Annotated in this window: 22 protein-coding genes and 2 pseudogenes; 22 read left to right on the top strand and 2 right to left on the bottom strand. The window is 52.0% G+C overall.

What is annotated here, in order from left to right; translation table 11 throughout:
* From IV54_RS05670 to IV54_RS05705, 8 genes and pseudogenes are all read left to right on the top strand, one after another.
* A partial coding sequence (locus tag IV54_RS05670) for an FAD-dependent oxidoreductase (RefSeq protein ID WP_057878452.1) occupies positions 1-1,333 on the top strand: 1,333 nt, incomplete at its 5' end.
* Positions 1,334-2,090: 757 nt separating this feature from the next.
* Positions 2,091-2,453: pseudogene (trxA, locus tag IV54_RS05675) on the top strand (thioredoxin); the annotation flags it as partial.
* Positions 2,453-2,716, top strand: coding sequence for a metal-sensitive transcriptional regulator (locus tag IV54_RS05680; protein ID WP_057878431.1), 264 nt, complete (start codon positions 2,453-2,455; stop codon positions 2,714-2,716). The pseudogene trxA and the gene IV54_RS05680, both read left to right, overlap by 1 nt.
* A 253-nt stretch (positions 2,717-2,969) precedes the next feature.
* Positions 2,970-3,749, top strand: coding sequence for a (S)-acetoin forming diacetyl reductase (locus IV54_RS05685; protein ID WP_057878432.1), 780 nt, complete (start codon positions 2,970-2,972; stop codon positions 3,747-3,749).
* A 100-nt stretch (positions 3,750-3,849) separates the two neighbouring features.
* Positions 3,850-4,242 (top strand): fluoride efflux transporter FluC, encoded by a 393-nt coding sequence (locus IV54_RS05690; RefSeq protein WP_057878433.1) that lies wholly within the window; start codon positions 3,850-3,852, stop codon positions 4,240-4,242.
* The gene (locus tag IV54_RS05695; RefSeq protein WP_057878434.1) at positions 4,242-4,601 is read left to right on the top strand and encodes a fluoride efflux transporter FluC; all 360 of its coding nucleotides are present in this window, start codon (positions 4,242-4,244) and stop codon (positions 4,599-4,601) included. Before IV54_RS05690 ends, IV54_RS05695 begins: the two co-directional genes overlap by 1 nt.
* 69 nt (positions 4,602-4,670) lie before the next feature.
* Complete coding sequence (locus tag IV54_RS05700) at positions 4,671-5,501, top strand: DUF1129 domain-containing protein (protein ID WP_057878435.1); 831 nt, start codon at positions 4,671-4,673, stop codon at positions 5,499-5,501.
* A gap of 749 nt (positions 5,502-6,250) precedes the next feature.
* A complete protein-coding gene (locus IV54_RS05705) occupies positions 6,251-6,994 on the top strand; it encodes a hypothetical protein (RefSeq protein WP_057878436.1) in 744 nt (247 codons plus the stop codon).
* A 76-nt stretch (positions 6,995-7,070) separates the two neighbouring features.
* Here the strand turns inward: IV54_RS05705 and IV54_RS05710 are convergent, their stop codons facing one another.
* Entirely contained in the window at positions 7,071-8,060 is a 990-nt protein-coding gene (locus IV54_RS05710) for an LCP family glycopolymer transferase (protein ID WP_057878437.1), read from the bottom strand.
* A 204-nt stretch (positions 8,061-8,264) separates the two neighbouring features.
* Between IV54_RS05710 and IV54_RS05715 the strand changes: the two are divergent.
* The 12 genes and pseudogenes from IV54_RS05715 to IV54_RS05770 all read left to right on the top strand — a co-directional run.
* Positions 8,265-8,438: pseudogene (locus IV54_RS05715) on the top strand (S-ribosylhomocysteine lyase); the annotation flags it as partial.
* Positions 8,431-9,213 (top strand): hypothetical protein, encoded by a 783-nt coding sequence (locus tag IV54_RS05720; RefSeq protein ID WP_237756677.1) that lies wholly within the window; start codon positions 8,431-8,433, stop codon positions 9,211-9,213. The pseudogene IV54_RS05715 and the gene IV54_RS05720, both read left to right, overlap by 8 nt.
* Positions 9,214-9,441: 228 nt before the next feature.
* Positions 9,442-9,834, top strand: a complete 393-nt coding sequence (locus IV54_RS05725; protein WP_157054366.1) for a hypothetical protein — start codon at positions 9,442-9,444, stop codon at positions 9,832-9,834.
* An 18-nt stretch (positions 9,835-9,852) separates the two neighbouring features.
* Positions 9,853-10,188, top strand: a complete 336-nt coding sequence (locus tag IV54_RS05730) for a hypothetical protein (protein WP_057878440.1) — start codon at positions 9,853-9,855, stop codon at positions 10,186-10,188.
* Between the two features lie 561 nt (positions 10,189-10,749).
* Positions 10,750-10,908, top strand: coding sequence for a hypothetical protein (locus IV54_RS11860; RefSeq protein WP_237756678.1), 159 nt, complete (start codon positions 10,750-10,752; stop codon positions 10,906-10,908).
* A gap of 621 nt (positions 10,909-11,529) precedes the next feature.
* The gene (locus tag IV54_RS05740) at positions 11,530-12,627 is read left to right on the top strand and encodes a hypothetical protein (RefSeq protein ID WP_057878442.1); all 1,098 of its coding nucleotides are present in this window, start codon (positions 11,530-11,532) and stop codon (positions 12,625-12,627) included.
* Positions 12,628-13,065: 438 nt separating this feature from the next.
* Positions 13,066-13,623 carry a sigma-70 RNA polymerase sigma factor region 4 domain-containing protein gene (locus IV54_RS05745; protein ID WP_057878443.1) on the top strand — a complete coding sequence of 186 codons (558 nt, stop codon included), beginning with the start codon at positions 13,066-13,068 and terminating at the stop codon, positions 13,621-13,623.
* A 105-nt stretch (positions 13,624-13,728) separates the two neighbouring features.
* Positions 13,729-13,926 (top strand): hypothetical protein, encoded by a 198-nt coding sequence (locus IV54_RS05750; RefSeq protein ID WP_057878444.1) that lies wholly within the window; start codon positions 13,729-13,731, stop codon positions 13,924-13,926.
* Between the two features lie 34 nt (positions 13,927-13,960).
* Entirely contained in the window at positions 13,961-14,200 is a 240-nt protein-coding gene (locus IV54_RS05755) for a DUF2922 domain-containing protein (RefSeq protein ID WP_057878445.1), read from the top strand.
* 95 nt (positions 14,201-14,295) lie between these two features.
* Entirely contained in the window at positions 14,296-15,588 is a 1,293-nt protein-coding gene (locus tag IV54_RS05760) for an AAA family ATPase (protein WP_225416338.1), read from the top strand.
* Between the two features lie 4 nt (positions 15,589-15,592).
* On the top strand, positions 15,593-16,267 hold the full coding sequence (locus IV54_RS05765; RefSeq protein ID WP_057878447.1) for an RloB family protein: 675 nt from the start codon (positions 15,593-15,595) through the stop codon (positions 16,265-16,267).
* 120 nt (positions 16,268-16,387) lie between these two features.
* Positions 16,388-16,657 (top strand): hypothetical protein, encoded by a 270-nt coding sequence (locus tag IV54_RS05770; protein ID WP_057878448.1) that lies wholly within the window; start codon positions 16,388-16,390, stop codon positions 16,655-16,657.
* An 81-nt stretch (positions 16,658-16,738) separates the two neighbouring features.
* Here the strand turns inward: IV54_RS05770 and IV54_RS05775 are convergent, their stop codons facing one another.
* Positions 16,739-17,647 (bottom strand): LysR family transcriptional regulator, encoded by a 909-nt coding sequence (locus IV54_RS05775; protein ID WP_057878449.1) that lies wholly within the window; start codon positions 17,645-17,647, stop codon positions 16,739-16,741.
* A gap of 205 nt (positions 17,648-17,852) precedes the next feature.
* On the opposite strand from IV54_RS05775, the gene IV54_RS05780 reads away from it, so the two are divergent.
* Positions 17,853-19,064, top strand: coding sequence for an aminotransferase-like domain-containing protein (locus IV54_RS05780; RefSeq protein ID WP_191980407.1), 1,212 nt, complete (start codon positions 17,853-17,855; stop codon positions 19,062-19,064).
* 1,036 nt (positions 19,065-20,100) lie between these two features.
* Positions 20,101-20,349 (top strand): hypothetical protein, encoded by a 249-nt coding sequence (locus IV54_RS05785; RefSeq protein WP_057878451.1) that lies wholly within the window; start codon positions 20,101-20,103, stop codon positions 20,347-20,349.
* The last annotated feature ends 48 nt before the right edge of the window (positions 20,350-20,397 follow it).

A 20,397-nucleotide genomic window follows, 5' to 3' on the forward strand; every position in this document is an offset into this window, starting at 1 on the left:
GATACATATTATATGTACGAAGGCATTTCATTTACACAAGATTCTTGACGCTACCTGTGGGATTTCTCTGTTCCTAGACGGACAAGTCAAACATCTAGAAGACATGTTTTATTCTTCCCCGGAACAATTAACCGAAGCTGGGGCAAAGGTGTTGACGCGTCACAACGTCATCAAGATTGATTCCGAGAACAAGACCGTTCAAGTGGTCGATATGGACTCTGGGGACATGAAGACGGATACTTATGACAAATTAATCATGGCCACCGGGTCAACGGTGACGGTCCCACCAATCTTTGGGATCGACGAAGACAAGGTCATGTTATGTAAGAATTACGAACAAGCCGTGGCCATCGACAAGGCCGCTAAGGATAACAAGCGAATTGCCATTATCGGGGCTGGTTATATCGGAACCGAATTGGCTGAAAGCTATGCACGGACGGGTCACGATGTCCAATTGATTCAATCCCGTGACATCATCTTGAACCACTACGTCGACAAGGGCCTCTCAGATCACATCGTCAGCATCCTTACCGATGAAGGGGTCAAAGTGCTCTTGGATCGGCGCGTCACTTCCTTTACCGGGAATGACAATGGCGAACTGGTTATCGAAACCACGAACGGGGACTTCACGGCCGACTTAGCCGTGGTTTGTACCGGGTTCGTACCAAACACCGAACTCTTACGGGGTCAGGTTGAAATGAACAAGCAAGGCGCAATCATCATTAACGATTACGTCCAAACGTCGAACCCAGACATCTTTGCCTGTGGGGACGCCAGTGTCGTTAACTTCAATCCAACTGGTAAGCCAGCTTACACGCCACTTGCCACCAACGCCGTCCGTCAAGGAATGTTGGCCGGGATTAACGTGTTCGGCAATATCCAAAAATACATGGGGACGCAAGCCACGTCAGCCATGGTCATCTTCGGTCGGACGTTAGCCTCAACCGGATTGACCATCGATCATGCCTTAAACGCCGGCTTCGATGCCTATCAAGTGACCTTCGAGGGCACTTGGCGGCCAAGCTACATGCCAACGACTGACGACCTGACGATTAACCTGGTCTACAACCGGAAGAATCGGCGGATCTTAGGGGCCCAATTCTTCAGTAAACATGAAGTTGCCCAGTCCGCTAATGCCATCTCGATTGCGATTCAAAACCGCAACACGATTGATGACTTGGCCTTCGTCGACATGCTGTTCAATCCAAACTTCGACGACCCATTCAACTACCTGAACTTGGTAGCCCAACAGGCCGTGGAAAAGGAAACGAAGCGTGGAAACAACCATCCACGCCTGACCGCTGGGGTCGACAAGGACCCAGAGGAAGCTTAATCTGACTATTTGAATCTTTGAACCGGGACCTCGTGTCTCGGTTTTTTTGATCTTGGCGGTATTGGGCCGCCTGCGGTGGCCAGGGTCTACGTCCTGTGGGGCACGCCCGAAGCCAAAGGGCGGTCTTCGGACTCGCACTAAGCCCCACAAAAGCGTGGGTCTTAGCGACGTCCCGGGCTGTAAGGCCGGCAGGATCGCCGACCCAACAGCCCCGACACAGGGCTCCGACCCTGGCCCCTCCGGCTGAGAGTGGTCGTTGCCAAATACTGAGACGTGTTTGGCTCTCCAAAATGAATGATGGCGTGGCCTCTGTGTCCTGGTCGATTGTGTTCTGACATTCAATGAGCTTTGGTAATCGTGGCGTCGGCGTGCTCTTCCAAATTTTGAGTTGTTCTATTTCATCCAGTTCGGAAAAATAGGATTGTTAGATATAGCTTGTTGAGAATTTGTTGACCACGGTGGCATGTTCATAGTTGGAATGGAACCAACAAATTTCCGAAGTAACGTCAGTGTCAGCCTGGAGGGTGGTGGCTGGGAGGCTCAGCCGTGTCGTGATTGTTAGGTGGCGTCTTTGGCCGCCTTACAATCAGGCCGCTGGGGGAGACCGCTCTTTGGCTTCCCAACGTGCCCACCGCGTTCCAGCCTCCCAGACACCGCCCGGAAGGCGCGGCAGAGCACTTCGTAGCCGTTATTTAACATGAAAGTAACTCAATAAGAATGCAAAACCCTAGCCAAAACATACCTACGGGGGTATACTGATTTCACGATCAAATTTGAAAAGGGGTACGCAGACATGCAAGCAATTACCAGTAAGGATTTCGAACACGTGGGGGACGACACCGCCGTCACTGTTGTCGACTTTTGGGCCACTTGGTGTGGGCCATGTAAGATGCAGACGCCAGTTTTAGAGGCGTTAGACAAGGAATACGGCGACCAGGTGAAGTTTGCCTCCCTCGACGTGGACCAGAACCAGGACCTCGCGCAGTCGCTGGGAATCATGAGTATTCCTTCGTTGGTGGTCTTCAAGAACGGTATGCCAACGGAAAAGGTCGTGGGTTTCCATCCTAAGGCCGCGTTGAAGAAGTATATCGATGAAAAATTAACTGAGGTGAGTGCTTAATGGTTCAAACGACTTCTAGTCAATTGAAGAATCGCCTGCGTCGCGCCGATGGCCAGCTGCAGGGAATTGTAAAAATGGTCGATGAGGGACGTCCCTGTCAGGACATTCTGACCCAACTCGCCGCCGTTCGTTCCGGCGTGGAACGGATGATGGGGGTTGTGGTGGCAGAAAACGTCAAACAGTGTGTCAGCCAGGACCAACTCACCGATGACCAACAGACGGAGCTTCAAGCCGCCTTGGATTTGGTGGTTAAGACGCACTAATTAAAAGCAGATTTAAGAAGCAGGCAGAAATCGCAATCAGCGGTTCCTGCCTGCTTTTTGTTAGTTTCGTCACAATGAGTCCTTACTGTTTGGTGGGTCGAAAGGCGTCACTGACGACGTTTGAACTGGTAAACCCATTTGATGATCTAGCGAGTTAAGATTCCTGAAGTGAAATCGGTTTCATTGCCTCATCCTTTCCGGTAGAATGAGGGTGTACCTGTGAATCTACTTATTCTGAAGGAGTGAATGGCACATGGCATCAAATGGTAAAGTAGCAATGGTTACTGGCGGTGGACAAGGAATTGGGGAAGCCATTTCCAAACGTTTAGCCAGCGATGGGTTTGCGGTTTCAATTGCCGATTTGAACTTAGACAATGCCAAGAAGGTTGCCGCTGACATCGAAGCCGATGGTGGCAAGGCGTGCGCCGTGAAGGTCGATGTAGCCGATCGCGACAGCGTCTTTGCCGCGGTCAACGCGACGGCCGATGAACTCGGTGGGTTTGACGTGATCGTCAACAATGCCGGCTTAGGGCCGACGACGCCGATCGATACGATTACCCCAGAACAGTTTGATTTAGTGTACCACGTGAATGTGGCCGGAACCCTGTGGGGCATTCAGGCTGCACACGCCAAATTAAAGGAACTCGGGCATGGCGGGAAGATTATCAACGCTACCTCGCAAGCTGGGGTGGTCGGAAATCCAAACTTAGCCTTGTACAGTGGGACTAAGTTTGCCATTCGGGGGATTACCCAAGTGGCTGCCCGGGATTTAGCCGCCGAAGGTATCACGGCAAATGCCTATGCACCGGGAATTGTGAAGACGCCGATGATGTTTGATATTGCTCACAAGGTCGGGCAGAATGCTGGTAAGGACGACGAGTGGGGCATGCAGACGTTCGCCAAGGATATCACCCTGGGTCGCCTGTCCGAACCCGAAGATGTCGCCGCCGGAGTCGCCTTCCTCGCCGGTCCCGATTCAAATTATATTACTGGACAAACGTTAGAAGTCGATGGTGGGATGCAGTTCCACTAAACGTTGAATGATTTGATGATTCATGGGGACGCCGCAGTGGTCGCGACGTCCCTTTTTGCTATAATGAACTAATCCGTTTCAAAACAAAGGACGTGAAGGTGTGGCAAATGTACTGGCGATTCTAATCTGTGGCTTCCTGGGTGGGAGTCTGCGTTACTGGCTGGGGGAGGTTATCCCAACCGGTGCGGGCTTTCCCTGGAGTCTAGTGCTGATCAACCTGCTCGGCAGTGGCCTGTTAGCCTGGTTGTCACACGCTCGACGATTGACCGCCAAGTGGCCGGAAGCCTTGACCGTGGGCCTCGGGGTCGGCGGTGTGGGGGCCTTTACGACCTTCTCCACGTTCAGTCTGACGACGGTTAACCTGCTCGAAAAGCAACAGTGGGGGCTGGCGACGGCCTATCTGGCGGTCACCGTTCTTGGTGGCCTGGTCTGTAGCACTCTGGGTGTCTGGAGTGCCCGTCGTTGGTGGGGCCTACCTCTGGTGGAACCTTGATGGCCGCGTTGGCCGGCCTGGGTGCCGCAGCGGGTGCACTGAGTCGTTATGCCACGACGAAATGGGTGACCGGTCGCTGGGGAAATCGGTGGCCATTTGCCACGCTAGTGATCAACTTATTAGGGAGTTTATTACTGGGCCTGCTCACCGGCTGGCATTGGGGCACCTGGCCAACCGTTATCTTGGGCACCGGGGTCCTCGGCGGTTTCACCACCTACTCGACCTTCAGTCACGAACTGGTCATGTTGCTCGACCAACGTCGCTACGGCGCCGCACTGGGCTATGGGCTGGCTAGCGTCGGCGGTGGTCTACTCCTGGCCGCACTGGGCCTGTTCGTTGGTCTGCGATTTGCGGGATAAATTAATGGCGTTTGGCAGGTAACTTCCTTATCATGGGATTAGTGAATATTTGTGAAAGGTGTGTCGGTCGTGGCGCGAATCGCAACAATTATTAAGGAAAATGCAACGCTACGAGACCAACTGTCCCCGGAAAACCGGGCGTACTGGGATGATCTCGTGGAAAATATGCGCCAACAGGCCAAGTTCAGTAAGGAAACCGTGCTCCAGCGCGAGCTGCACGACCTGTTGCCCGAAATTATCGCGGCGCAAAAGGCCGGACGCGATGCCGAAGACTTCTTCGGCGGCGGGCCCGCGACGATTGCTATCGCGTTAGGCAAGGCCGGCAGTCGCCGTCCCTGGTGGTGGAATTGGGATCTCTTGGTGCCGCTGTTAATTTTCACCTTGGGGACCATTTTACCCGGCGTCATTCTGCCCGCCGTGCCGCTTCAGCTATTGCTGGTGGGCGTGGAGTATGCGCTGTTCATCGTCGCCCTCGTCATTGGTATCTGGCTGACGCCGCGGTTTACCGAACGGGGCCGCGTCGTGGCGTGGCTGATCGTGATTATTGCCTTGCTCGTGGCGATGCGAATTGCCGCGAAGACGATTCCGCCGGTTGGCTTGGTTTACCTGACCCGCGGCGGTGGCAGTCTCGTACTGCTCATCTTTGCCGTACTGGTCACCGGCCTCACCTGGTGGCAGAACCACGTTCATCCAAATTCCTGGTTGCCCGCTGTGTTGGGTAGTCTGTGGATTACGACTTTTCTGGGCTTGTTGGCCCGGGTGCCCGCGACGTCTGGTCTGATGGTCACGGCTTCTGGAAACCTGCTGATCGCCTTGGGTACATTGCTCGGGGATGCTAGCGTTCTGATCATTGGCTGGCATATCTGGCAGGCGCGGCAACATCAAACGACTAACGATTAATGTGTTGGGTGGCTCGATCGAGTTGCCCTTTTTTACTGGGATCTGTTTTCACTGGGGATTAAGACCGCGCCTCCGGGCGGTTCCGTAGGGGGCTGGAACGTAGTGGGCACGACTTGAAGCCTTTCAAAGGGCGAAAGTCTACAAGCTCGGCCTTTGCCTAAGCGGCCAAAACCACGCCACTAAGGCAAACGACACCACTGAGCCCCCTACGGAACCACCCTGCGGCTGAGATCGGCGGATTAGCTAGTCGAGGTGAACTAATCCATAGGACAGTTTCACGAAGCTTTCTTATTAATTGATTAATCAAGATTGGGTGATCATACGCGAGGTATTGAATTTCAGTTTAAAGAAATACAAAAATACCGTGCTCTGTGCTATAATCAGCGCAGAAACACGGTAGACGTAGAGCAACAGCTTACCTAATTACATTGCAATGCAAAGAACCGGGCAGACGGCCAAGTTAGCGACGGTTCTTTTCTTTTGCTCTGATGACTTTGGCATAAGCCGTTAGCACTTTTGCAAAAGCGTTCAAGACTGCGGCAATTCCGAACAGAAAAGCCGACAAACCTATCGCACAAAGCTTAAGATTAAGTTTCAGCTTTAAACAGAAAAAATTAAAACACAGGCCCTCAAGAGTTTTCCAATCTTGAGGGTCTGTTCATATCTCACCCGTTTTAGAAGACGATTCAGCAAAAGAGGAGATCCATGCTATACTGTTAATATATTTGAGATTGAAGGGACTCCTCCGGATGAGCAAGAAAATTGAACAAAATGGTGATTCAATAGGAAAAAGAGCGGGTAACCGCAAGCATTCTCACAAGAAAATGATGTGGGTAATTCTGGTAGTTGTGGCCGTGCTGGTCATTGGCCTAATTGGGGTCCTTCTGATGAAACATCATTCCGATGCCAAGCAAGCGGAATTGAAGACCGAACTGGCTTCCGTCCGCTCGGAATCGAAGGCTAAGCAGTCGGAATCGGTCAAGGCAGCCAGTGCCTCACGCGTCAGTGCTAAGCAAGCGAAGAAGGCGGCCGAATCTTCACAAGCCGCTGCCGATTCGGCGAGTGCCTCTAGTGACGCACAGAAACAGGCAGACCAGTCGTCGCGCGCAGAGACCAAGAAGTCCCAGGCGGCCACAGGTTCCATTAAGAACGCGATTCAGAAATACTTCACTGCTTATCAGATTTTCGTCGTCACGGAGAAAACTGACAAGCAACGGGCCCAAGAAATGGGAAAGTACGCCACGTCCAGCGCAGTTGAAGATTTAATTACCAAGCGCCAACAGAATCAAGCCGATCAGGCATCCGTCAAGGGAACCTACTCGTGGACCAGACCCATGCAGATTACCCGCAACGGTGGTCAGTCGTATACGGTGGTGTTGTATTACACGTTGGTCGTCAACCATAACAGTTCTAAATACAAAGATACCTATTCGGTTGAAACCAATGGCAAAGAACTCACGCACGTCAAGCAGGAGTCGGCCGAGGCTCTCTAGACTATTGAAAAATTAAAACAACTTAAAATGGACCGCCGGACGATTTGTTCTGGCGGTCCATTTGTCTAGTTTTTGGCTAAAATACCAAAGGATCTAACGCATCCGTCTGGAAGTTCCCCACCGCCGGCAAGTTCAGGGCCCGTCGCAGACTGTTGGACACTTGGTCGATCTCGGATTGTGGCGCCACCTGGTAGTCGATGCCATTCAGAATAGCTGGCTGCCCTTGAAGCGTTTGGGAGTCGATGTGGCGGCTGGTGTGGGCGTCCTTGAAACGTAGCCACATCAGGTCGTTGAAGGTGAGGTTCGTTTGGATGTTGTGTTGAAGCGACCCCAGCACGGTTTGGTAGCGGGGGATGGAACTGATGCCGGCTTCCTTGACCACGAGCGCCTTGATCAGCTGGCGTTGTCGGGCTTGGCGGCCGTAGTCGCCCAAGGGATCCTGGTCACGCATCCGCGAGTAGGCCAGAGCGCTGGCTCCATTGAGGTGAATCTTCACGCCCTTGGTCACGTTGGCCTGTTCGTAGTGGAAGGTCAGCAGTGGCTTGACCGTGACGCCCCCGACGGCGTTAACCATCTGTTTCAGACCGCCCATGTTGAGCAAAACGTAATAATGAATTGGAATATCCACCAGGTGTTCGACGGTCTTCAGCGTCGTTTTAGCGCCATATAACGGATACGCCGCATTGATCTTTTCATCGTCTTGTTGGCTCCCGTAGATGTCGACCAGCGTGTCGCGAGGGATGCTGGTTAGCTTGGCCGTCTGGGTCTGCGGATTAATCGTGGCGACAATCATGGTATCCGTCCGCCCGACGTCGTGCCGCCCCAGAGCGCCGGTGTCGGTTCCGAGAAGGAGAACGGCGAAGGGCTTGCCGCTGGTAATCAGGCTGTCATCGGGATGAATCCCGGCGGATTGGTAGGCACCGGCAAAGGTGTTCTGTGCGGTCTGCCAGGCGTGATACCCCCACAGACCGATTAGCGCTATAAGTAGGCCAACAAGGGCCATGATCCGCCGCCAGTGATGCTGCCGAACTAACAGGTGGCGTGGCTTTGAGCTAAGTTGACGCATGGCAAAGGCCCCCTTTCGTCAATTTGCCCCCAGTATAGCGAGGACCACGATAAGGGGATGGTGACGTGCCCAGTTTTGATCAAATTCGGACTAACCAAATGGTCAGGAGACCACGTCATTTACCCGTCCAAATTATTAGCCAGGGTGGCCGTTAGGGGTGTACAGTAAAGGAGTACCCACAATCTCAAAAGGAGTTGGCAAATAATGGCAAAAGTTGAAAGTTTTACGTTAGATCACACCGCTGTTAAGGCACCATACGTTCGTTTGATTACCCGGGAAACGGGGACCAAGGGGGACGTCATTTCCAATTTTGATTTACGGTTAGTCCAACCGAATACCAATGCGATTCCAACGGCTGGCTTACATACGATTGACCACTGATGGCCGGTATTTCTACGTGATTTACTGTCCGACCAGCTGGAAGAATCGCGGACGTGTCGTCCGTTATGATAAGCAGAAATTAGATAAGATGGGTGCGACGCCGATCGAGGTTCAAACGGCATATACGCAAACCAACGAACGGGAACTGGCGATTCGCAAGGCCGTTAAAGTTGGCCCGGCATTTACCACCGGTCACGGGCAGTCGTTGGCCTATGACTGGAAGCACAAACGCCTCTACATGTGGATCGACAAGGAGTCTGCGCCGCGCGTACCCATGAATCAATATGGCTATATCGCCCAGATTAGTGGGAAGTCACTGGCGCCGATTCATAAGATTCGTTTCAAACTCAAGTCGGGGCACGTTTCCAAGCCCGGTGGCCACGTGCTGACGTTTGACCGCTACGGCAATGCCTTCTTCTGGACCAAGCCAACCGTGCATACCGCGCTGATCTACAAGGGGACCATTTCGCGGAAGAAGGTTCACTTCCGCATGACCAACCAGCTCCTGAAGCAAAATCCGGGGACGCGCCTGCAGAGCATGGCGTACAACCCGCACAATCGGCGGCTATATCTGGTTGCGGACGACTCCATCGCGAGCTTCCCGGCCAAGTCGCTGGTGGGCAAGGGCAGTCTGAAGAATAAGCAGTTCAAATGGACTGAGTTCTCACCCAAGCGGGAGTTTGAGGGCCTGACGTTCACCAAGGACGGCACCCCATATCTCCTGACCAATCACCATCCTGAGTTGTTCGTTGGGGACCGGAATTGGTGGTAGGAAAAACAGAGTGCGAGCCAAGGCGGTTAGGGGACGAGCATTAACGTCGCTAAGTTAATAATCCCGGGTTTGGATTATTGGCTTAGCGGGGTTAAGCGGAATCCCCTGCCTTGGGGAACACGTTTCGGCCATGTGAAATCCAAAGCTGTGACTACGGTCGCAGTTTTTTTACTAAACTAGTTTAGATATTTTATAAGTTTATAGCCGATAAGAACACCCCCTCACAAGATGGCGTATGATAAGCCTAACAACAAGGGATGGGGGATGAGCATCGTGGCAGAACACTTACATAGACGCCATTTTCTCTGGTGGTTATTTGGCGGGATCCTGGTTTTACTTGTGGCCGAGTTGTTGTTCTTCCTACCGGTGACGCCCAGAAATACGGTCCGCTTCACCATCTTACGTAATGGCCATCCACTTCAGGCATTTCAAGGCCATACCGTCAAGGAGTCACGGACCGATACGCGCACGTCTTCTGGCAAACGCACATGGGATTATTACCGTTTTGACCACAAGGTGCTGTCTTATTCGGGTGGCTATGACAGCAATGAGGTCGGGATTTGGCGGCCAGCGGGACACCTCTTTTACCACGGCACTTTGACCTTTGACGTCGGCGCTTAAACGAACGGAGGAATCGTGATGAAACAAACGCAGCAAAAGTCAGGGAATATGCGGCGACGAGCCGTCATTCTCTTAGGAATTCTGATTGTGGCGGTGGCGTGCTTGTTTATCCCGTATACGCCAAGTAACGCGGTTCGCTTGAGCATTGCCCAGCACGATCAGCCCTTAAAGAGCTTGTTGATTTATCCGGTCAAATTGAAGGATACCGAGGGACGGAAGTATGCCGCTCACAGTGACTGGGACTATTATCACGTCCAGTCTACTGTTGGGACCGCCAAATTCAGTACCCGGGTGTTTGGGGTTCATAAGACTTCTGGCTCGGTGTTCTATACGGGGACACCGGTTAATGACTAACGGTTTAAGATCAAGTTTAAATTAGCCGCCTGCGGCTGCCAGGGATTCCGCCTGCTGTGGGGACGCTTCAGCCCCTTGGGCTTCTCGCTCGATTTGAAGTCACGAAGAGCACGTGTCTTCAAAGTCGCCCGGTGGCTCCATCCCTGGCCTCCTCCGGCTAGGATTGAACGCGTCGTTAGAAAATTGATGAGATTTAACTAGTTACGCTGCTTCAAGCAAATGATCAGATTTGGATGAAACGGCGTTTTTGAATAAGATGAATTAAGCCGTAAAAAATAGACCAAGCTCACAATGGCCTGGAGATGCATGAAGCTCCATGATTGTTGTGAACTTGGTCTATTTTAGTAACAAGCTAAATTGAACTGAGTGCTAGAAAAAAATATCAGAATCAGCAAAAAAGCTCTAAGCTAACCAAAGCAAACTGTGGTAGGCTTTATCCTGTTGTAGGGACTTGGTCATATCTTAGCGGCATCGAAGTCTAAAAAAGATGGAGATGGTGCTAGATCAAAACGTTTTTTGATGACACTAATTCCGCATATTACTGGGGAATTCGGCAACTTTATGAAAATGAAGTGGCTTGGATCAGCCTTCAAAGGGCTATCCGGCCTGTCGGAGCAATCACAGCTAAAAGGGATGACAATCATTCTGGTAGCTGTTGTATTCGCGGGAATTATTGGAATTCTCGGGATTCTTGTCATTGCTCTAAAATTGCTTGTGTAAAAGAAAAACCGTTTAGCGGGCAGCTAGAAACGGTTTAATGGTTTAAGACTGTTAAACTGTAACTCGATGTCGCTAGGCGGTATGGCCGTTGCAAGCAGGTCGTTACAGCTTGGAAGTATCAGGATTGCGTTCCTGATGCTTCTTTTTTCGTACATTTCAAGTTGCTGTGTACAAACTTATATTATATCAAGTTAAGTTCAACATCAAGCTAAGAGTAGTAGGACGGCCCTTATTTTTAAAGCAAGAGGATTGATACGAATATGGAAGACACACTTTTAGAAGTGTCAAGCTCTGAGTTTGAATTTAGCTCAGCCTCAGCCGGAGGGCACCGGACAGAACCCCCGTGTCGGTGGTCTTAGCCGAGGTTTTGTCTCGGCTTAGAGCACGGCCAACTTTGAAACTCGTGAGCTTCGAGGTTCAAGGTTGCCCTGAAGACCGTTCCTCAGGCTTCAGGTCTGCCCCACAGGGGTGGCGTCCGGTGCCCGCAGGCGCACGCCTTAACGATCCGAACTAAGCCATTCCCCATGAATTAGTAAGTTTCCCGCGTAATCGAAACCCTACAACGCCCCAGATCCAATCGACACCGGTATACTGGCGTCAAATATTAGGGGGTGGCCGGTTATGAGAAGAATCTATTTGTGGGGCGCGTTGGTTCTGAGCCTAGGCTTGGGCAGCGCCGGAACGGTATCTGCACACGCGATGAGTAGCGTTAGACAGTCATCGGCGGCCTTAGTGGCGCCGGGAAATTTGCGACCGTTAGAGGACACTCAAGTTCACTTTATTACGGCACCGAGCTCATATGCCGAGGCGGCTCATCCGCACGGTGTGAATACGATTGCCAGTGATGAGGGAACCGCAGTGACCTTCACGACCAAGTATTTGTTACCACAACCGGGCTACCGCAACGAGGCTTGGGGCGATCCCCAGAGCATGACGATGGTGGGCCACTATCTCTACGTGATTTACTGTCCGATGACTTGGCATAACCGGGGGCGCATGGTGCGTTTGGATATGGCAAAATTAGCGAGTCTAAATGCATCGCCACTGGACATCCAGCGGGTCTACCACAGTTCGGCGGCTAACGACAAGCACGAACAGGCCATCGCGGCGGCCATCAAGATTGGACCGGCTTTCGTGACCGGTCACGGCCAGTCGCTATCCTATGACTGGAAGACCCACCAGCTCTACATGTGGCAGGACCGTGAGTCCGCACCGGCCGTGCCAGTCAACCAGGAAGGTGTCATCCAACAGTTGAGTCAAACGAGCTTGAAGCCCGTGCACAAGGTGACGTTCCGGCTGAAGGCGGGGAGCTTCGCAGTTCCTGGCGGGCACGTGCTGGCATTTGACAAGCAAGGTCGAGCTTACTTCTGGACGCGGCCAAATGGCAACGAGGTTTACATCTACCAGGGGACGATTAGCCGCAACCATGTGCGCTTCCGGTTGACGCATCAGATCCTGGAACATGGGCCCGGCACCCACGTTCAGAGCATGGCCTACAACCCAAGTAACGGGCGCTTGTACCTGGTGGCCGACGAGTCTATCGCCAGCCTGCCGGTCAAGAAGCTCGCGGGTAGTGGTAGCCTGACCAGCGGGGATGTTCTGTGGACGCACTTCGCATCACGGCGGGAGTTCGAAGGGCTGAGCTTCGCCAGTGATGGTACGGCTTACCTGATGAGCAACCACCGGCCGGAGGTGTTCACGGCGCGGGAGTTCCAGTAGATTAGAGTGTGAGCCAAGGCGGTAGGGGACGAGCATTAACGTCGCTAAGCCGATAATCCCGGTTTTGGATTATTGGTTTAGCGGGGTTAAGCGGAATCCCCTGCCTTGGGGAACGCGTTTCAGAAGCAGCATCAACCCATTACAGCAACACAAAGGTGGTACCCAGAGCTAACTCTCCGGGTGCCGTTTTTTATCCAAATTAAACTTTATTTTCCGCCCAAATTTTCCGTAATTACGCCCCAAACCCAAATTTCCCCAAACACCCGCCCAACTTCCCACCTCAGCGAACGAGTGTTTGCGGGGTAACCCGTTGCCCCTGGTCGCCTCATAATTGGTCTAGATCACCGTCGAACCCCGGTTTGGCAACGCCCCGAAAGTCCGGTAGGGTAGGCATTGACCATAGCGCTATGGATCACCACCGAGAAGGGATGATTCATCATGGACAACGACGTAACTCCGGCTTACCGTTTCTTATTTACTGGCGACCACGAGGCAATCCTGTACGGGGCCTTGAAACGCCTACACTTGACGCCCGCCCAGAACGATTACGAGGACTATCTCCAAGAGGCGCGGCTCCTCTTTCCGGCGGTTTATGCCGAGTTCCCCGACGATCCGGAAGCTAATCCGCATCAGTTTCTGGCCTACGCCCAACAGAAGATTACCTGGACACTGGCGGACCAACTCCGCCGCGACCGCCGTCAAGACGATCGGCAGGCGCCCGGCGATCAGGAGGAACTCCTGACGACCGTGCCCGCAGATGAGGACGTCCTAGCCAGCATCGGTCTGACCGATTACCGCGCGTATCTGGTGAAATTGATTGGTGCGGCGGGCAATACCGGCGAGTGGCGCTTCCTAGTGGGCACCCTCGTCGACCAATTGACGGCCGCCGAGATTGCGACCCGGCATGGCGTGAACCTCGCCACGGTGTACCGCTGGCGGCTTTCCTTAACGCGCCGACTCATTAAACATTTAACCCCACCGGACCGATTCTTTTAACAAATTTGCGAAAACATGCGAAAAAATCGGCCCGAATTTCGTTAGTAGTAGTGTAAGGGTTGGCCAACCACTACAAAATTCAGCCCCACGGAAGGAGCACCACCCATGCAAACGAACTGGAAGAAAACGACCATCACCTTTATCTTCATCGACGACGGCGACCACCCGGTCAAGATCGCGTTACAAAACGCCATCAGCACCCCGGAAGCCACGCAGATTGCGGATTTCGGCGCGACGCTCGCGACCTTAACCGGCCTCACGTTTCGCACTGCCACCGTCTCCACACAAAGTACCGTTGCCTAACGCCTAGCCAACTAAGAAGGGAAGTCATCCATCAATGAAAGCATTAGAAATGAGTTTTAAAGGCACCGACAAGCGCGTCAAGCACCTCCGGTTGAAATACATCAACACCGACCTGAAGCCTAAGGAAATCGAAGCCCTCATGGCCAAGATTGCGGAAGCCCGGTTGTTCGCCAAGGACGGCGGCGACTTGTACGCCGAACCCGTGAGTGCCGACATGATTGAGACCACTAAGACCAGCCTGTTCGCGCCGGTCGTGCCCGCACCAACGGTCTAACCTGACCCTGTCTAGCTGAATCACAACCTGAAAGGACGGCCGGTCTCCGAGAGGGATGCGGTCGCCTTTTTAGTGTTTTTGAGAAAAAGTCTCAAATGTTTGTAAAACGTGGCAATAACAGGTATCCTTCAGAAGAGGTGATTGCCATGCTCCATCAGTTGACGATAAAAAATTTTAAATCAATTCGCGACGAGGTCACGCTTGATATGACGGCGTCCGCGATTAAAGAGATTCCAGATGATGTGGTGGTGGATGCGAGCCACGAGAAAGTTTTAAAGTTAGCTGCTATCTATGGGGCGAATGCTTCGGGGAAGAGTAATGTGTTGGCTGCGCTTAAAATGATGGCCTATGCCGTGCTCGTTTCCTTTTCCGATGAAGCGGCTCTTCAGCGAATTCAGCCATACTGGTTTGAAGATCCAACCACGCCTACGGAATTTAGTGTTCTTTTTTCCACTAACGACACGATCTATCAGTATGGTTTTAGCAGTCATCAGGGACTCGTTGATGAAGAGTTCCTTTACCAGCGGGATAAAACGAAGGTTGGCGAGCGCTATCTCGAGTTGTATCGCCGTGATGAAGATGGGATAAGTGGGGCGTGGGTGGCTAATTCCGATGTGATGGGATTGATTCAGCTGGTGCCACAAAACGCCTTGTTGTTATCAACTTTCGCACGGGTTGGGGTTTCGGCCGCAACTGAAGTTCTGAACTGGTTTAAGGACCTTCATAGCGTTGATTACGGAAATGTGGAACAGGTTCGCAATGGGAGTCAGCGGATGAGATCCGATACCGCATTGAGCCCACTCATTACGTTGTTAGAAGATGACAAGGAGAAGTCGGCTCTTGAGCACTTTATTCAGGCGATTGATGTGGGAATTGCCAAGCTAGGTGTCGTCACGACTTCGGATCCTTTGACCGAACGTCAGGAGCAGAAGCATGTCGTGAGTTACCATCGCAATCCGCGAACGGGGAAGCTCATGCAGACGCCAATTTCTGCCGAGTCTAGTGGAACTCGCAAGATGCTGGTACTTTACGTCGACTTGCATCAGACGTTGTCAGCTGGTGGCCTATTGGTTGTTGATGAATTGGACGCTCAGATCCATCCATTATTGATGCGCTATATTCTCATCATGTTCCATTCTAATGTGACAAATCCCCATCATGCACAGCTGATCTTCAGTACCCAAGACATCGTGACCCTAGATAAACGTGACTTGCGACGTGATGAAATCTGGTTCGTTGACAAGGATCAAGATGGGTGTTCTGACCTGTATTCGTTGGATTCTCTGCGCGATGCCAATAATCAGAAGGTTCGCAATGACGCCAGCTATGGGAAGGATTATCTGTTGGGGAAGTTCCGAGCAACGCCGAATTTGCGGCAGTTAGGATAAGCCGATGAGTCGACATATTGGGAAAAAGGCTCGACAAAAGAAGCGAATTCTTCTCCCTGGAAGCTACTTGATTGTGAGTGAGGGGACCGTGACAGAGGTGGCCTATTTTAACGAATGGGCCAAGTTGATTAATGAAGCCTATCAAGGTATTAGTGCAAGCCCAGTTGTCAGAGTGATAGGTTGCGGAGAAAGTAATCAGAAGCTGGTAGACTACGTGAAGCAAGAGCAGGCGCTAGACGAGAAGATTTATGAGAATGTCTGGTTAGTCTTTGACAAAGATGATTTCCCTGACGCAGATTTTAATACGGCCATTAGGACGGCTAAGAAGTTAAAGTGGCATGCGGCTTGGAGCAATAATTGTTTTGAATTGTGGTACGTGTTGCACTTTGATTATTTAACAACAGCGGTTGATCGCAAGACTTATTATGACAAGCTATCTAGAGAGCTTGTTCGTAATGGATTAGCGACTGACTATCAGAAAAACGATCAGAGTATCTTAGAGTTATTGACTCCGGACCGGCGGCAAACGGCGATAAGTCGGGCAAAAAAGCTAATGGCAAGCTATGCGGAATACCGAGCGACCCCTAATTCGCAACGAGACCCAGCCACAACGGTTTACGTCTTGGTCGAAGAGTTAGAGAAATTGGTTGAAGCTGGTCGCCGCTTGCAACAGCGATGATAGTTAAAGATGGCAAAGCTTTTCGTGAGTTTTGTCATTACATAATAAACTGACACATTGTGACACCCCCAAAAGCTATACTGAACCCATAAACAAAACCAATAGAGGAGAGTGTTCACAATGAAAACCATCAAACTAACCCTAGTCTCCCTAGCCACCGTCTGGTTAGCCGGTGCCGCCACTGACGCCGACGTCACACTTCTCGCCCACGACATTACCATCTTCACTCCCGAAGGCCTCGACGAAGATCCCATGACCGAACCCGACATTATTTGGTCCAACAATGATGGCAATGCCTGGTTCGACGTCGACAGTGACCTCATTGACACGCACAAGATGACCCGCGACCAACGCAAAGCCTTCGCCGACCTTGTCCTTGCCGCCCAATAGCCCCGCCCCACATAACGTCACCACAGCCAAAAGAAACGACCTCGCATTCATCTGCGAGGCCGTTTCTGCATATTTAATCATTTATTTGCCAGCGCTATGCGTCAAGACCTTATCTGGGTAGGTTGCCTCTACATAATCGGTAATGGCTCGCAACAGCTTGGCCGTCGACGGCGCTTTGGCCTGTTCGGCATTGACCACCAGACAGATGGTCCGGTAGAACTGCTTGTCGAACGGGTAGACGTTGACGTTCCCGGTCACGCGTTCCAGCGCCAGTTCGGGCAAGATCCCCATGCCCATGCCGGCCTCGACCATCGCCAGAATGGACTGGTCGTCGATCGAGAAGCGCAGGGCGTTCGGTCGAATCTGGTAGTGGTCCAACGCGGCCTTGGTGTCCTTGTCGTAGTCGCCGCGTTGGAGGATGAAGTTCTGGTCGACCAGGTCGGCCGCCGTCACCGTCGTGCGGTTAGCGGGGACGAAGTCACTGGACGTGATGCAGTAGATTTCGTCGCGTACCAGCGGCAGGACCGTGAGCTTCTCGGCGACGGGCAAGGCCGACAGCCCGAGATCCAGTCGTCCCGTCTTGACGTCCGCCGCAATCTTGCCGAAGCCGGCTTGTTCGACGTTGATGGCGATCTGCGGGTAGTCCTGGCGGAACTGGCGGATGATCGGCGGCAGCCAGTTAATGCAGACCGAGGAGAATGCCCCGATCCGCACCGACCCGGCATTTAAGCCGTGGATATTGGCCGCGGCCTGTTGGAGCCGATCCTCGGCATTGATGATTGCCTGAATCAGGGGCAGGACGCTCTGTCCGTCCGTGGTAAGCTCCACCCCGGAACGATTCCGGATGAAGAGTGGAAAACCCAATTCCTTCTCCAGCTGGTTGACTGAGTGGCTGATCGCAGACGGCGTCACATTGAGCGTCTGTGCCGCGCGGTAAAAGGTATGTTCTTGAACAATGGTCTGAAAGACCCGATAAGCAAATGGTAACATCGTGCGTGACCCCCTCCGATTGGTTAAGATGAATTACATTCACGCAATTTTGAGATAGTTGAACTCGTTTTTCTGTCACCGGTATTCTATCATACTCTGTGAAAGCCAGGAAGCTTTTATTGGGTGTTGGGATCATTCCACACCCAATGGGGTAGTCAGCGTGTCTGGTTGGGGCCGGGCACGACTAGAAAGGGTGAGCTCGATGATGAAAGACTTATTAGCACAACGCGTTAATCCAGATGTACCGTCGGCGTTAAGTGGTCTCTTTCCCAAGGACGATGACCCACGCGCCATCTCCTTTGCGGCTGGGAGTCCTAATGAGGACCTCTTCCCGGTCCAGGCCATGCACACAGCCTTCGACACCGCGATGATCAATCACGGTGCACACCTGTTTCAGTATCAGACGTCGCAGGGGAACGCCGATTTACGCGATCAGCTCGCCCGACGGATTGGCAAATGGGGCCAGGTTCAGACGACCCGGGATCACGTGGTCTTAACGGTCGGGGGCCAACAGGCGCTCGAATTGGTGGCCAAGACGTTACTGAATCCCGGCGATGAGGTCGTGGTGGAAGCCCCATCCTATGTGGGGGCCTTGGCCGCCTTTGACCTCTATGCGCCGACGTATTACGGCGTTCCCCTGCAAAATGATGGGATCGACCTGAATGCGTTGGAGGATACTCTGAAGCAGCATCCTAATATCAAATTACTCTACACCGTGCCGGATTATCACAATCCGACCGGGATTACGATGAGTGTGGCTAAGCGCCAACAGCTGGTGGCCTTAGCCAACAAGTATGATTTCGTGATTCTCGAGGACTCGCCTTACCGCGACCTCGGGTATGAACACCTACCACTGCCAGCCGTGAAGGCCTTCGATACCGAGGGCCGGGTCATCTTCGTCTCCAGCATGTCGAAGATTCTGATGCCCGGGTTGCGGACGGGCTGGATGGTGGCCGATGGTGGCCTCTTGACGGCAATTTTGCGGGCGCGGCAGGCCAGTGACCTCGAGGCTAATAACATCGTCCACGCGGCCATTGACGCCTACCTGACGGCCAATGACCTGGACGCTCACGTCGACATCTTAAAGGCCGACTACCAGCGGAAATGTGCCGCCATGATTCAGTCCCTCGAGGACTACTTCCCCGATGAGGCGACCTTCACGCGGCCAGATGGCGGGTTCTTCGATTGGGTGACCTTACCCGAAGAACTCGATGCCGACGCTCTCCTGAGCGATACGATTATTCCACAGGCTCACGTCAGCTACGTGCCATCAACGAACTTCTACCCGGACCGCAATGTCCGCAACGGGTTCCGGCTGAGCTTCACCGGTCTGGCTCCCGAGACGATTGACGAGGGGATGCACCGACTGGGTGACCAGATTAAGGCGGCCCTGCATGCGGCTAAGCCAGTTGTTTAGTGGTCGGTAAGAGTTGAAATTTGAGAATTGACTTATTATAGGAAAAGATAAAACGATTCGGTGATCCGTTTACCCACTGAGAAGGTTGGTGGGTGGGAGATTGCCGGTCGTTTTTGTCTGTGTGAATTTTTGGGGAGGAAAGAGGTTGAGTGGTGAGGGTGGTAAGTGGGACGTTGTTATTTGGGGTTAGAGCGTGGCTTAGTCACTTGTGGGAGAAGATTTGGGTGAATGGGTGGTGGGGATGGGAAGAGGCTTAGATAGCAGTTTTAAGGGATTCACGTTGGGTGGCTTCGGTTGGAATGAGGATCGGGAGTACTTTGAAAGACTAGGTGTTAATCCTTGAGATCAGAAAAGGCCTGAGAGCGGGTGTTCTCAGGTCTTAGGGGGTGGCATTCATATTCTATGGTCGAAACGTGCTACAGCAGGCAGCTGACTCCGCTTAACCCCGATAAGCCAATAATCCAAGCCCGGGATTATCACCTTATCGACGTTAATGCTCGCCAGCTAACCGCCTGCTTGCGCACTCTGCAAGCAAAAAGCGCCGGCGAATAAATCCGCCGACGCTCACCTTAAAGTGGTTAATTGCTTCCGTTCTCCGCGGAAGCGATCACTTTGAGGTAACTATTTCCAGTTGCCAAAAAGCATCACCCCCTTTCATTTAATTGAACACAGTGTATATCCGAGGGAGATTCTTTGCAAGTAAAGTGACTTTCCTTAACGACACATTAAGCTTTAAAAAATCGCTAAGTATGTTATGGAATCAGCTAGTGCGTTACTAATATTTTAATAACTTGCGACAACTTTAACTTAGATGACAAGAATATTACAAAGACCGGCTTATTGTTTCATTCCCACGACAAAGAAGGGTAAATCCTTGTTAAACGGGACTTATCCGTCTATAATCAATGTCGTAGTTAGGGGATAGCTAATGGCGGTTAACAATTTGTGGAATATAATTCTTAACAAATACGCTAACTTCGGTTATACTATTCTTGCTTGATAAATTACATATATTATGTTTGGAGGAAGAAAAATTATGCAATCCAGTTTAAAGAAATCTCTTTATTTGGGACTCGCTGCTCTTAGCTTTGTCTCTGTTGCTGCCGTTTCAACTAACGCTTCAGCAAAGTCATACGCTAAAGCCGGTGCTGAAACCGACTTGACCGTAAACAACAAAGCTTTCAACGTTGAATCAACGGGTACCAATGCTCTGTTCACTAAGCCAGGTACTACTAAAGGTGCCAAGGTTGTTGCTTCTAAGGCAACCATGAAGAAGCTTGGGTAGCGTCAAGAATCTTGTGTAAATGAAATGCCTTCGTACATATAATATGTA

This window comes from Levilactobacillus paucivorans, assembly GCF_001437125.1.
GTDB lineage: Bacteria > Bacillota > Bacilli > Lactobacillales > Lactobacillaceae > Levilactobacillus > Levilactobacillus paucivorans.

Coding starts and splice junctions, on each gene's coding strand:
- IV54_RS05680 (WP_057878431.1), top strand. CDS start 2,453: ATGGTTCAAACGACTTCTAGTCAATTGAAGAATCGCCTGCGTCGCGCC.
- IV54_RS05685 (WP_057878432.1), top strand. CDS start 2,970: ATGGCATCAAATGGTAAAGTAGCAATGGTTACTGGCGGTGGACAAGGA.
- IV54_RS05695 (WP_057878434.1), top strand. CDS start 4,242: ATGGCCGCGTTGGCCGGCCTGGGTGCCGCAGCGGGTGCACTGAGTCGT.
- IV54_RS05705 (WP_057878436.1), top strand. CDS start 6,251: ATGAGCAAGAAAATTGAACAAAATGGTGATTCAATAGGAAAAAGAGCG.
- IV54_RS05710 (WP_057878437.1), bottom strand. CDS start 8,060: ATGCGTCAACTTAGCTCAAAGCCACGCCACCTGTTAGTTCGGCAGCAT.
- IV54_RS05725 (WP_157054366.1), top strand. CDS start 9,442: ATGGCGTATGATAAGCCTAACAACAAGGGATGGGGGATGAGCATCGTG.
- IV54_RS05730 (WP_057878440.1), top strand. CDS start 9,853: ATGAAACAAACGCAGCAAAAGTCAGGGAATATGCGGCGACGAGCCGTC.
- IV54_RS11860 (WP_237756678.1), top strand. CDS start 10,750: ATGAAAATGAAGTGGCTTGGATCAGCCTTCAAAGGGCTATCCGGCCTG.
- IV54_RS05740 (WP_057878442.1), top strand. CDS start 11,530: ATGAGAAGAATCTATTTGTGGGGCGCGTTGGTTCTGAGCCTAGGCTTG.
- IV54_RS05745 (WP_057878443.1), top strand. CDS start 13,066: ATGGACAACGACGTAACTCCGGCTTACCGTTTCTTATTTACTGGCGAC.
- IV54_RS05750 (WP_057878444.1), top strand. CDS start 13,729: ATGCAAACGAACTGGAAGAAAACGACCATCACCTTTATCTTCATCGAC.
- IV54_RS05755 (WP_057878445.1), top strand. CDS start 13,961: ATGAAAGCATTAGAAATGAGTTTTAAAGGCACCGACAAGCGCGTCAAG.
- IV54_RS05760 (WP_225416338.1), top strand. CDS start 14,296: ATGTTTGTAAAACGTGGCAATAACAGGTATCCTTCAGAAGAGGTGATT.
- IV54_RS05765 (WP_057878447.1), top strand. CDS start 15,593: ATGAGTCGACATATTGGGAAAAAGGCTCGACAAAAGAAGCGAATTCTT.
- IV54_RS05770 (WP_057878448.1), top strand. CDS start 16,388: ATGAAAACCATCAAACTAACCCTAGTCTCCCTAGCCACCGTCTGGTTA.
- IV54_RS05775 (WP_057878449.1), bottom strand. CDS start 17,647: ATGTTACCATTTGCTTATCGGGTCTTTCAGACCATTGTTCAAGAACAT.
- IV54_RS05780 (WP_191980407.1), top strand. CDS start 17,853: ATGAAAGACTTATTAGCACAACGCGTTAATCCAGATGTACCGTCGGCG.
- IV54_RS05785 (WP_057878451.1), top strand. CDS start 20,101: ATGCAATCCAGTTTAAAGAAATCTCTTTATTTGGGACTCGCTGCTCTT.